The organism is Sporolactobacillus laevolacticus DSM 442, from assembly GCF_000497245.1.
In the GTDB taxonomy this organism is placed as follows: Bacteria; Bacillota; Bacilli; order Bacillales; family Sporolactobacillaceae; genus Sporolactobacillus; species Sporolactobacillus laevolacticus.
Window position 1 is genome coordinate 117,012 of the sequence record NZ_AWTC01000006.1, and the last position, 12,560, is coordinate 129,571.

The 12,560-nt window shown below is 42.5% G+C and carries 10 protein-coding genes; 5 read left to right on the top strand and 5 right to left on the bottom strand.

What is annotated here, in order from left to right; translation table 11 throughout:
• The first annotated feature begins 3 nt into the window (after positions 1-3).
• The 4 genes from P343_RS27050 to hpaB all read left to right on the top strand — a co-directional run bounded on the left by P343_RS27050 (position 4) and on the right by hpaB (position 3,985).
• Positions 4-918: an ABC transporter ATP-binding protein gene (locus tag P343_RS27050; RefSeq protein ID WP_023509942.1), complete on the top strand. Its 915-nt coding sequence runs from the start codon at positions 4-6 to the stop codon at positions 916-918.
• Positions 918-1,613, top strand: a complete 696-nt coding sequence (locus P343_RS27055) for an ABC transporter permease (RefSeq protein WP_023509943.1) — start codon at positions 918-920, stop codon at positions 1,611-1,613. The genes P343_RS27050 and P343_RS27055 overlap by 1 nt, the downstream gene beginning before the upstream one ends.
• A 1-nt stretch (position 1,614) precedes the next feature.
• Positions 1,615-2,349: an ABC transporter permease gene (locus tag P343_RS27060; RefSeq protein WP_023509944.1), complete on the top strand. Its 735-nt coding sequence runs from the start codon at positions 1,615-1,617 to the stop codon at positions 2,347-2,349.
• 196 nt (positions 2,350-2,545) lie between these two features.
• Positions 2,546-3,985, top strand: a complete 1,440-nt coding sequence (gene hpaB, locus P343_RS27065; RefSeq protein WP_023509945.1) for a 4-hydroxyphenylacetate 3-monooxygenase, oxygenase component — start codon at positions 2,546-2,548, stop codon at positions 3,983-3,985.
• A 30-nt stretch (positions 3,986-4,015) separates the two neighbouring features.
• On the opposite strand, the gene P343_RS27070 is transcribed toward hpaB, so the two are convergent.
• The 3 genes from P343_RS27070 to P343_RS27080 all read right to left on the bottom strand — a co-directional run bounded on the left by P343_RS27070 (position 4,016) and on the right by P343_RS27080 (position 9,401).
• Positions 4,016-5,881 (bottom strand): ABC transporter ATP-binding protein, encoded by a 1,866-nt coding sequence (locus P343_RS27070; protein WP_023509946.1) that lies wholly within the window; start codon positions 5,879-5,881, stop codon positions 4,016-4,018.
• Positions 5,874-7,622: an ABC transporter ATP-binding protein gene (locus tag P343_RS27075; protein WP_023509947.1), complete on the bottom strand. Its 1,749-nt coding sequence runs from the start codon at positions 7,620-7,622 to the stop codon at positions 5,874-5,876. The genes P343_RS27070 and P343_RS27075 overlap by 8 nt, the downstream gene beginning before the upstream one ends.
• Before the next feature lie 111 nt (positions 7,623-7,733).
• Positions 7,734-9,401, bottom strand: coding sequence for a PucR family transcriptional regulator (locus P343_RS27080; RefSeq protein WP_023509948.1), 1,668 nt, complete (start codon positions 9,399-9,401; stop codon positions 7,734-7,736).
• 281 nt (positions 9,402-9,682) lie between these two features.
• Between P343_RS27080 and ald the strand changes: the two genes are divergently transcribed.
• Complete coding sequence (gene ald, locus P343_RS27085; RefSeq protein WP_023509949.1) at positions 9,683-10,822, top strand: alanine dehydrogenase; 1,140 nt, start codon at positions 9,683-9,685, stop codon at positions 10,820-10,822.
• A 194-nt stretch (positions 10,823-11,016) separates the two neighbouring features.
• Here ald and P343_RS27090 read toward each other — a convergent pair whose 3' ends face one another.
• Positions 11,017-11,532, bottom strand: coding sequence for a GNAT family N-acetyltransferase (locus P343_RS27090; protein WP_023509950.1), 516 nt, complete (start codon positions 11,530-11,532; stop codon positions 11,017-11,019).
• Positions 11,533-11,567: 35 nt separating this feature from the next.
• Positions 11,568-12,560: a S66 family peptidase gene (locus tag P343_RS27095; RefSeq protein WP_023509951.1), complete on the bottom strand. Its 993-nt coding sequence runs from the start codon at positions 12,558-12,560 to the stop codon at positions 11,568-11,570.

A 12,560-nucleotide genomic window follows, 5' to 3' on the forward strand; every position in this document is an offset into this window, starting at 1 on the left:
ATAGTGACGAAAATAATCGTGCAAACGAATCAATTAAGTAAAGTCTTCAAAAAGCATACGGCTGTAGACCGCGTGAATCTAAAAATTGAAGCTGGAGAAATCTATGGATTCCTCGGACACAATGGCGCAGGCAAAACTACAACAATTCGCATGCTTCTCGGTCTAATGACACCATCGAGTGGAACCATTCAAATTTTTGGAAAGGAATTAAAAAGAGAAAAGAAAGAAATCTTGAGTCAGATTGGTTCCCTTGTTGAGAATCCATCCTATTATGGTCATTTAACAGCAGTAGAAAATTTAGAAGCAATCCGCCGCATTATCGATGTTCCCAAAAAAAGAATTGATGAAGTGCTTTCCATCGTTCGATTAACGAAAGACGCGCGACGGCCGGTCAAAGGTTTTTCTCTGGGCATGAAGCAGCGGCTGGGCATAGCAACCGCCTTACTTGGGAATCCACAATTGCTTATTCTAGACGAACCCACCAACGGACTCGATCCGGCAGGCATACAGGAAATGCGAGAGTTAATTAAAGAACTTCCAAAGCAAACTGGGATGACAATCTTAATTTCCAGTCATTTGCTCAATGAAATTGATCAGATGGCCACTCAAGTAGGAATTATCTCAAAAGGAAAAATACTTTTTCAAGACTCCATTGATGAACTAAGACACCATGCTTTAAACAAAGTAGCTCTGCGTGTCAGTGATCCTGCGTCAGCTCTTGGCTATTTATTGGCAAACGGCGTTAAAGCAAATCATGAACAAGGATGGCTATACTTGGACGCAATTGATGATGACACAATGAGTCTGCTTGTGAACAAACTTGTTGTACAAAATGTGGCCATCTACCGAATTGAAGAACGGAAACAATCGCTCGAAGACATTTTCCTCAAATTCACAAGCGGAGAGGAGAGTTTATAATGTGGGGCGTTTTTTCCTCTGACTTACTCAAGATTAAGCGAAAGCTAATCCTCTTTTTAATTGTGCTTGGACCTTTAGGTGTTATCGGTCTCGAAGCGGTGAATTTCGGACTTCGCTATGACTATTTAACGAAAATATATGCTTCTGATTTGTGGAGTGGTCTTCTGAATAATGTGCAGCAGTTGAGTGTAGTCGTAATGCTTCTCGGCGTTGCGATCATCACCTCGCTGATGGCAACAATAGAACATCAAACCAATGCATGGAAACAAGTGCTCGCACTGCCAATCTCCAGAACAGAAGTCTATACTGCAAAATTTCTGTTTAATGGTTTGCTCCTTTTTGCATCCTGCATTCTGCTTGCTTTCGGAAGCGTTATCCTTGGCATTGTTCTCGGATTTGGCACGGACATTCCTTATACTGGTTTGCTGAAAATAACGGTTTTTCCATTTCTTGCAGCCCTCCCATTTCTCGCGGTGCAAATTTGGCTTGCTGTTACTTTCAAAAATCAATCCATTGCACTAACTTTCGGCATTGTCTATGCGCTCTTTTCAAGTTACACGAGAAATGCACCGGACTGGTTACCACTTAAATGGCCACTGATGATGAATTCTTTTAGTGTCATTACCGGCGTTGTGACGGGTTTGATCGTCTTAACGATTACGTTGGTTGATTTTGCGAAAAGGGATGTGAACTAGATTGCTACACGTATTAAGCAGTGAATTTTATAAACTCAGAAAATCAAAAATCAGTTTGCTAATCTTTGTCAGTCCGATTTTCGCTGCGCTTTTTGGATTCTTTGAAACGGATTCTTCTAAGATTGTCCACGGAAGCCAATGGATGTATAAGTACATGGTCATGGCCGCTGGACACGGACTGCTCTTTCTGCCTCTGCTCACGGGCATATTCTCAGCTTTTATTTGCCGTTATGAGCATGCAGACGGCGGATGGAAGCAGTTGCTGGCATTGCCGGTCTCTCGCTCTCAGGTCTACATCGCAAAATTGATTAGTGTTATGATGTTGCTTGCCCTAACACAGGTGCTCGTTCTTGTCAGTCTGTTAGTTATCGGATGGATCAAGGGGGTTCCTGGTGATTTCCCATGGGCGTTTGTTCTGCGCAGCCTATTCAACGGCTGGCTGGCTAGCGCGCCACTTGCCGCTTTGCAACTGGCAGTCAGTGTATCATGGGCCAGTTTCGCCGCTCCTCTCGCTGTCAACGTTATCTTTGTTATCCCTAACATCCTGGTTATTAATTCAAAATACGCGCCTTTCTATCCATGGGCGCAACCCGTTTTATCGATGTTCGGCAATGAAAAGGAAGCTTTTGGCGGTGCAATCAATATCTCTTTATTTAGTCTAATTGTCGTCGTTATAGGCAGCTTTGTCGCCTTCTTTGCAGCAGGGCTTATCTATTTCCAAAGAAAAAGCATGTAAGACTAACTTTATATAAAGACTGTCTCTTATTCGAAATTACAACGAGAGGCAGTCTTTATTTGTTTGACCTAAATTAACCGCGGTCGTTGCCAATAATTTCGCAAAAAATAACAGATCACGTATTTTAAAGTGTCATTTACTCATTTTTTCGTTCATATTTTTAAAGAACATATCTTAAAATGCGGAGGTGGAGCGAATGTCATGTATCAACGGCAAAACATATCTGGACAGAATTAATCGGCTGCACAATAATGTCTGGATTAATGGAGCAAAGATAACGGGAAATTTATCAGAGCACCCCGCTTTCAAAGGAGTGATGAAAAGTCAGGCAATGCTTTATGATATGCAGCATGAAAAAGCGTTTCAAGATATTCTAACATTTAAATCGCCAAGTACCGGAGATAACGTTGGCACTTCTTATCTCGAACCGAAAACGAAAGAGGATCTAGCGAAACGAAGAAAATCCTTTCAAGTCTGGGCACACCAAAACGTTGGCATGATGGGGCGTTCACCCGATTATATGAATACCGTTGTCATGACCTTCGCTGCTTGCGCCAAACTTTTCGGTGACAAACAATACACAGAAAATATGCGAAATTTTTATACGCACTGTAGAGAGAACGATCTTTCTCTCACTCATACATTTATTCAGCCTCAGGTGAACCGCTCTGCGCTCTATTTTGAGAATGCATCAGATGCAATTGCTGCGCGAGTGATTGAGGAGAACAAAGACGGTCTCGTCATCCATGGCGCACGTTTACTCGCGACACAAGGCGGTATGACCGATGAACTACTCGTTTTTCCAACCGGCGCGTTTCACTTTGATGCAGCCTATGCGTATGCCTTTTCTATTCCTTCAAATACGCCAGGGTTGAAATTTGTTTGTCGCGAATCATTCGATAATGGAAAAAGCCATTATGATCACCCGCTTAGTTCACGTTTTGAAGAAGTGGATTCAGTCGTTCTTTTTGATCAAGTTACTGTTCCATGGGACCGAGTCTTCCTGAACGGCAGCACAGATATTGCAAGTAGGCTTTACACGGACAGCAGTTTCATGCCTCTTCAAGTCCATCAGGTCACATCAAGAAATATTATAAAAACTGAATTTATTCTCGGCATCCTTCAGTCCTTGGTTGATGCGATAAAAGTAGGTGAATATCAGCATATCCAGGAGAAAATAACCGAAGTCATTGTCACACTTGAAACGCTCAAAGCACTACTGACCGCTTCGGAGGTGCACGCATCAATTGATCAATGGGGAACAATGGTTCCTGATCGAAAACCACTGATGGCCGCCATGAATCTATTCCCGAGGACTTACCCGCGATTCATTGAAATCATGCAGCTTATCGGCGCAAGCGGGTTGGTGTCTATTCCTACAGAAATGGATTTTCAGTCTGAGATCGGTGACGAGTTGAGACACTATTTACAGTCTGCAGATCGCGATGGGTATGAAAAAGTAAAGCTGTTCAGGTTAGCCTGGGATTTGTCGATGAGTTCATTTGCAGGCAGACAGATACTCTATGAACGGTTCTTTTTTGGTGATCCCGTTCGATTCGCCACCGGTCTGTATCGTGACTACGATCGGTCTGAATATGTAAAGTGGGTTGAAGAATTTCTTAATCGGCAAAAGTAAACCAGCACTGATAAACTGATTTCGTTCACATCAATCCCCATAATTATCGCTAAAAGAAAACTGGTCACTGTACATTTTGAAGTAGATTCCTTTCTTCTCGAGAAGCTGTTCATGGGTGCCTTGTTCAGCTATCGTTCCGTTCATCACAACTAGAATTTGATCCGCATCTTTAATTGTTGACAGGCGATGTGCAATCACAAAGCAGGTTCTTCCTTTGGCTAATCGCGTCATACCTTCTTGAATCTTTTGTTCTGTTTGAGTATCGACATGACTTGTCGCTTCATCCATAACGAGTATGGCCGGATCAGCAAGCAGTGCCCGAGCAATCGTAAGAAGCTGTCTCTGCCCTTCGCTTAGATTCTCACCATTGCCTTGCAAAATCGTGTCGTAGCCGTTCTCGAAAGCCATAATAAAATCATCGGCATTAGCCGCTACTGCCGCACTGCGAATGTCTTCATCAGTCGCCTCCAGCCGGCCGTACCGTAAGTTATCCTTGAAGCTGCCATGAAATAAATAAGTATCTTGGAGCACCATACCAAACAAACCGCGGTAATCCGATCTTTGGAAATTGTTAATCGGGACGCCATCGACACGAACTTCCCCACTGCTCGGATCATAAAATCTTGTCAGCAAGTTTACAATCGTTGTTTTGCCTGCTCCGGTTGGTCCAACTAGTGCGATTCTTTCACCTGGTTTCACATGGAAACGCACGTGTTTCAAAATCGGATGTTCCGGAGTATAGCCAAACGAGACATCACGAAACTCAATGTCTCCTCTGCAGTTTTTTCGGTTAATCGCTTTTGCTCCCGCTTTGTCCGGCAATTCTTCTTCTTGATCTAAAATGTCGAAAACACGCTCTGCGCCGGCCACTGCAGATAGCAGCGTATTAAAGATACTTGCAACGTCATTAAGCGGACGTGAAAACTGTCTTGAATAGGTCAGAAAACTGGCGATCATCCCTACCGAAATCAGATTGCTTACAGCTAAAACACCTCCGACCGAAGCAACGGCAGCAAATCCTAGATTATTAATGACATTCATTAAAGGCATCATATACCCGGACCATACCTGCGCCTTCATGCCCACATCAGTCAATCTTTGATTAATCTCTGTAAATTTTTCGATTTCTTGACGCCCATGACTGAACGCTTTGATCACACTTAACCCGGAGATTGATTCTTCAATTTGACCATTCAACGTCCCCAGTTCTTTCTGCTGTTCAACAAAAAGTTTAGAAGTTCTCGATGCAATTGTCTTTGTCAGTAGAAAAACAAGTGGGACCATGATCAGGCTTGCCAGCGTCAACACCGGGCTGATCCAGATCATCATGATTAACGATCCTGCAATCATAATCACGTCATTCATCAGCTGAACGGTGGATTGTGAAATGGTAACATCAATGTTTTCAATATCATTGGTCAGCCGGCTCATTATCTCACCGTTGTGATGTCGATCAAAAAAAGCGATCGGCAATTTCTGCAATTTCCGAAACAAACCCGTACGCAAACTGATAATCATCCGCTGTCCGGCAGAAGCCATGAACCACCCCTGTAGAAAAGTAAGCACACCATCTGTAACATAACACAGCCCTAATACCAAAATCATTTCAATCAGCACAAAAAAATTCACTGTATGTACACGCACGCCAATCTGATTAACTGCAATTCCTATAAAAAAGGGGATGAGTAAAGAAACCGCTGCATCGAATAGGATCAAAAAAAAGACGAAAAAGAGTGTCCTTTTTTCATGGGCGAAATAGCCGCCTAATCTTCGAAGCGTCAACATCATATGTCTCGGTTTTTCAACAGGCGCAAATCGTGCTGCACCTCTTCGCCTGCCGTTTCTTCCGGGTACTCCTCGATTTGTTACGATACTTTCAGACTTTTTTTCAGCCACGGCTTCTCTCCCCTTTCGCCAGCTGCAAATCACAAACTGTTCGGTAAAATGGTGACTTTGCTAATAGTTCATCATGTTTGCCCATCGCCTCAATGCGTCCCTGATTCAAGACAAGAATTCGGTCAGCATCCATTATCGAGGATACCTTCTGGGAAATCATGATGCATGTCAAACCTTGAATGGCCTGTTTCAATCGGTTTCGAATTCTTTTGTCTGTTTGCGCATCAACGGCGCTCGTTGCATCATCCAAAATTAGAATTTCTGGTTTTCGGATCAAGGCCCGTGCAATCGAAAGTCTTTGTTTTTGCCCGCCTGATAAATTGACACCGCCTTGCCCAATCATCGCTCCATAGCCATGAGGTAGTTTACGGACAAAGGTATCCGCGTCGGCGATTTTGGCCGCTTCAATGACTTCTTCATCACTCGCATTCTCATTTCCCCAGCGAATATTTTCAATCACTGATCCACTAAACAAGAGCGAATGCTGCGGTACAATGGCAACTTTTTTGCGTAACTGCTCCTCACTGTACTTTTTGATATTTTTTCCTCCAAGTAAAATCGCTCCCTGATCCGGATCATAGAAACGCAAGATTAAATTTGCCAGCGTGGATTTTCCTGAAGCAATCGGACCGATGATGCCAATCGTTTCTCCGGGAAGGACACTGAAGTGAATATCCGTTAAAACGTGCCGACGATGCTCGTTTCCGCTTGAAAAAGAAAAATCTACATGTTCAAATTGCAGCGACCCCATATGGTCAATGACCATATCAGAGCTCTGCAGATTTGGAAAACTCATGTCCGGCTCAATGTTCATAACCTCACCAATACGTTCAGTTGATGCTCTTGCCCGAACAAGCATGCTGAAGGCATTATTCACCATCATGATCGCAAAGAGAAGCTGCATCATATAATTTGTAAAAGCGATAATCGCCCCTACGTGCATTGAACCATTATTCACGCCGATTCCGCCGAACCAGAGGATGGCAATCACCCCAAAGTTCACTGTAAGATTGATCAGCGGTCCGAAAAGGCTACCTATTTGGGAAGCGGTCGCTGACAAACGTCCTAAAATTTGATTGTTCTTATTAAACCGTTCCTGTTCATAGGCGGAGCGATTGAATACTTTCACCACTCGAATTCCGGATAAATAGTCTTGCATCGACCGGTTGACATGATCCAATGCGTGCTGCACCTTTCTGAAGTAAGGATAACTCACCTTCATATTAGCGAAAATCAGCAGTGCAATGATTGGCGCAACCCCAAGTAAGATCAAAGAAAGTCTTGAATTTAGATGAACCGCCATGATCAAGCTGCCGATACCGACAAGCGGAGCCTTCATCATGATCCGCATCATGCCATTGGCAAACGTCTGCACGCGGGTGACATCATTGGTGAGTCTCGTGATCAGCGTTGCATTGCCAAACCGGTCGATTTGGGTCTGTGACAGACTCTGTATTTTTATGTATAAGTCCTGTCTCAAATCCTGAGCAAATTTTTGAGAGACAATTACGGAGAGAATATTTCGGGTGCAGGCGCATATTGCGCCAATCAAAGTAATCAATAGCATCAGCAGACCATATCTCTCAATAAATGAGAGATTCGAATGTGCGACACCTTGATCCACGATCTTTGACATGAGCGCTGGCTGCAACAAATCCGCTAATGCTTCAAGCGAAAGAAAAAAGATTGCCGTTAAAAATTTGAACCGGTACTTTTTCCAATAAATGTGAAGATAACTCATTGAAAGCCTTCTTTCTCAAAGGTACTGCTCTTAATGATGTCTTTAACTAGTATAACAACAAAAAAAGTGCCCAGGTAAGCGGAACACTTTTTCTGACATCCATATTAGCTTTTAATTATCGCTTTTCCGATCATAGATATCCCTTAGTGGATGGCCAAGCAGAGCCATCTCCAGGCAGTGACGCCGATGAGGTTCAAAAAAGTCTTCACCAAGAATATCCCGAATTTTTTCCAGACGATTGTAAAGAGTCTGGCGATGGATAAACAATCTCTTCGCAGTTTCACCTTTAGAGCCCATACACTTAAAATACATATCAAGTGTTTCAATTAGATTTAAATGATGCTTTCGATCATAATCAAGCAAGTCTCCAAGCTGATCATTTACAAAGTCTCCAAGAGTTGGCTGCGGTACAGCTTTCAGCAACTGGTAAACACCCATTTTTGCATAGAAACAGCAGTCTTTCATTGAGGGGACAGTTTGCGAGACTTCGATGACCTGATAGGCTTCCTTAAAACTTAGCCACATATCAAGTAGCTGTGTTTTTGATTTTCCGAACCCAACATGAAACTGGAGCCCTGCTAAAGCTTGATCAATGTACTTCTTAAGTCCTTCAATCAACCCAAATATATTTTTATACAATGCTGGCAGGGACTCATGATTGACTTTCTCTTTTGCGCATAGCAAATAGATTTGATTATTCTTCATCATCAAAAGATGATGCATCTGATACCTCTTCAATAACGAACGAATCAGGACGAGAATGTCTTGGTTTCTAGCTTCCATCCTTTCCGGACCTGCTTCGATCACATTATGTTCAAACTCAATGATGCCTCCGACAAAGATATATTTTTCTCCATTCGGCGAAGGCAGACCCATCCTCATTTGAGCTTGTTCTTCGCTCTCAATCCGCCGACTTAAGATGTCTTGGATTAATTCATTTTGATTGCTCAATATCCTTTCTTCCAGAAACTGCGTACGCAGCAGAACAGTCGCCACTGCTTTCGCCGTATAATCGATAAGTAGTTTCATATATTCGGTAGGATGAGCTTGATGGAGCACCATACCGACGCACGAGAATACTTGACCAAAGCAGACTACCGGTTGAATCAGGATAAAATGAGTTTCATCCATTTTCCATATCTCTGCTTCTTGAATTTGATCGAAATCTTTCATTTTCTTATTACAGAAGGCATTAATGATTTCTGCAGTCTCCGTAGCGACCGGCGGATAAAATTTATTGGACTCAATTGCCGAAAGATAGAGAATTTGTCCTTCTGAGTAGTTTTGCAAAAGACGAAGAATGGCTGGGATGTCAGTACTCCGCAAAACCAGCTGCTGCTGCTGTTGTGAGAATTGTTCAAGATTCTTTAACAAGCCGAAATGCTGATTAATCAGGTAAGAATGAATATCCTGAGTGATTTCTTCAAAACGGATCGGCTGCCGGAACAAAATAAGCGGAAAATCATGTTCATCACAAAGTTCAATGATTTTGTCTGGAATTTCGTCGATGGTCGTGCCGAATTCAATGCAAAGCCCTGAAGTTTCATGATCAATAATCTGACGTGTATACTCTAGTCCTGATTTGACCGATCGCTTTAACCATAGACCGGTGGTCAGGATTAAATCATGCTTGCTGACATAAGGGGCAGCATGTGTAATTTCAAGAATATGGACCCAGCGAACTTCGCGAAACATACCACGTCTGCCCGCAATCAGTGTCGCGCGCTGAAAGAGCGGCCGTTCGAGCACATCTTTTACACAAAAAGGCATTTCATCCATCGACCGAACCCTCCAAGTGTCGTTTTATGTTTCATCAATTGTCATATTATCTGACACGGACATTAAATGTCAAGTTATTTAACGAAAGAGTAGACAAAATGTATGATGAAATGACTGCCTTTTGTTTGTAACATTCTAACTAAGGAATAACACAGACCCGATCCTAGTAAACGAACTTAACTATTTCTAGCAAATTGTTTTGAGATGGTTTATCCGAACTGACCGAGGTATCTGATTATTCAAACATTGGTAAGACTAATTAATTTGGGAGGAATTCATTCATGATTATCGGTATTCCTAAAGAATTGAAGAACAACGAACGTCGTGTCGCCATTACCCCTGCTGGTACGTATCACTTAGTTCAAGAAGGAAACGTTGTCTATGTTGAAACATTAGCAGGTGCAGGCGCCGGATTCTCCGATCAGCAATACGAAGAAGCAGGTGCGGTAATCACTTCAGCTGAAAAAGCTTGGTCCGCTGAAATGGTCATCAAAGTTAAAGAACCAGAACCAGAAGAATATCATTTCTTCCGTGAAGGGCTTATTCTCTTTACTTATCTTCACCTTGCTCCGGCAGTTGGCGCGGAACTGACAAAAGCACTTGTTGCAAACAAAGTCGTTTCGATCGCTTATGAAACTGTACAACGCGCGGATCGTGTACTTCCTCTCCTCCAACCAATGAGTGAAGTTGCCGGTAGAATGGCTGTTCAAATCGGTGCTCAGTACCTCGAAAAATTCAGTGATGAAGCTGGAAAAGGCATCTTACTTGGCGGTGTACCTGGAGTATCCCGCGGCAAAGTTACGATCATCGGTGGCGGTATTGTTGGAACAAACGCTGCAAAGATCGCCGTAGGTCTCGGTGCTGATGTCACAATTCTTGACATTAGTGCAGACAGACTTCGTGACCTGGACGATATTTTCGGCAATTCGTTGAATACGGTAATGTCCAACCCTTATAACATTGCACAATCGGTTAAAGAAGCTGATCTTGTCGTTGGCGCAGTACTGATTCCAGGTGCAAAAGCTCCTAAGCTTGTTACTGAAGAAATGGTTGCTTCAATGAAAGAAAACTCGGTCATTGTTGACGTTGCGATCGATCAAGGCGGTGTAGTTGAAACATCCGACCACAGCACAACTCATGATGATCCTACTTATACAAAGCATGGTGTCATTCATTATGCTGTTGCAAACATGCCTGGTGCAGTTCCAAACACCTCTACACTTGCTCTGACTAACGTCACCATCCCTTACGCTGCAAAAATTGCCAGCAAGGGCTATGCTAAAGCATGCCTTGATGATGAAGCGCTGCTCAAAGGCTTGAACACATTGGATGGCTTTGTAACGTTCAAAGCTGTTGCCGATGCCCATGGTCTGGAATACAAATGCGCAAAATCGTTGCTTGAAACTGCTGAAAAGGTCTGATTTATTAGGCTCACTAACAGCACCAACCTTTTAGTTATTCGCGGCTCTTTATATACACTTTCCTCCTGTTTTCGAACAGGAGGAATTTTTTTTCAATCTCAAAAAGCTTTTGAGAAGCCAAAAGTGTAACTAATTTCTTGAGAATAATCCATTCTTTTCCACTTTCAATACGTTATGAACTGGAAATAAAGAGATCAATTGTTACGATCAATCTTATATTTATACAGAAATTCCTTTTCCTCATCATCGTAAATCGTTCCTAATAACTTCCCATTATTTTTTTCAATTATTTTTCTTGAAGCTGTATTTTCCGTGTTGCACGTTACAATGACCTCTTCGACACCTATTTTCTTAGCCTCTTTTATTGCTAACTTAAGGATTTGTGTACCGTAGCCTCTACCTCTGAAACACGGCGAAATATCATACCCTATATGACCTGCACTTTCGACTTCCTGATGCCTGATCCGCACGACGCCTACCACTATATCCTTGTCGATCAACCAGAATGTTGACGTCGCTACCCAATCTTGTGGTATATTAATTCCTCTTGATTGATCATCCAAATCCTGAATATACCAATCAAAATCATGCAGCGCTTTTTCATATTTTTCAAAATAATATGTATCATTTACCTTTTGATAGGCTAAAGCATAATTTTCAAAACTCGATTGATAATTCTTATTGGGCTTAGTTAAGTACAAATCATTCATATTCGTTCCTCCAAATCGATACACTTGTTAATCATTTAGTTGAGCTGATCAATTGTAACGGATACTTCCACCGGATCCGCATTCATCGTTACTTGAGCTCCAATCGGCATCGTCAGCATTGGCTGTGTATGGCAGCAGTCAAAGTCTGCAATAATTGGCAACTTTGCTCCGTTTAGCACTTCAAGTAAAAGATCAATCGGGGTTCTTCCTGTTCCCTCATCATCAAAGCGTTCATGTTTTCCGAGCAGCAGACCGCCAATTCGATCAAAGACACCATTAACTTTCAGTAGAGAGAAGTTCTTCTCAACCTGCGAAGCGGTTTTCATAGAATCCTCAATGAGAAGGATATCACCCTCCCGAATTTCAGGCATATAGGGACTCCCCCAAAATCCGAGCATGGTATTAAGATTTCCTCCGATTAATCGACCGCTCGCGCAGCCACCATTGAAACCAATCCAGTGATTCTGCCGCCGTTCTTTTTCCCCTACCTTTTCTTCCCAATTAATCCCTTCGTCCGTCCAGTAAAGAGGTTTCGGTAAACGATAAGGAAGTAACTGGTCACCAAAAAACATTCTTAAAAAGTATGCGAATGTTTCCTCAACATAAGGCGGAAATTCACCAAACGAAGGCACAAGTGCAGGACCATAAAATACCGGGATACCTGTCTGTGCATAAATGGCTAAGAGGATTGCTGTGACATCAGAGTACCCAATCATGATCTTTGGATTCTTTCTAAAAGCATCATAGTCAAGATAAGGAAGCAGAGAATTCGAATTGGTTCCCCCTATAGTTGACATAATTATTTTTATGTCTGATTCGCGAATCAGCGTATTTAATTCTGCGGCTCGTTCTTGTATTGAACCTGATCGGTAGTGGTCTGACTTTCCTGTCAAGCTACCTTCTACAATTTCAAAACCCTTCGCTTCAAGAAATTTCTTTGCACGTGTGAATCGTTTTGGTGACGTTGCTGTGATTGGCGATGATGGTGAATAAATGCCGATTTTATCTCCACTCTTTAACGAAAACAT

Coding starts and splice junctions, on each gene's coding strand:
- P343_RS27055 (WP_023509943.1), top strand. CDS start 918: ATGTGGGGCGTTTTTTCCTCTGACTTACTCAAGATTAAGCGAAAGCTA.
- hpaB (WP_023509945.1), top strand. CDS start 2,546: ATGTCATGTATCAACGGCAAAACATATCTGGACAGAATTAATCGGCTG.
- P343_RS27075 (WP_023509947.1), bottom strand. CDS start 7,622: ATGAGTTATCTTCACATTTATTGGAAAAAGTACCGGTTCAAATTTTTA.
- P343_RS27080 (WP_023509948.1), bottom strand. CDS start 9,401: ATGGATGAAATGCCTTTTTGTGTAAAAGATGTGCTCGAACGGCCGCTC.
- ald (WP_023509949.1), top strand. CDS start 9,683: ATGATTATCGGTATTCCTAAAGAATTGAAGAACAACGAACGTCGTGTC.
- P343_RS27090 (WP_023509950.1), bottom strand. CDS start 11,532: ATGAATGATTTGTACTTAACTAAGCCCAATAAGAATTATCAATCGAGT.
- P343_RS27095 (WP_023509951.1), bottom strand. CDS start 12,560: ATGTTTTCGTTAAAGAGTGGAGATAAAATCGGCATTTATTCACCATCA.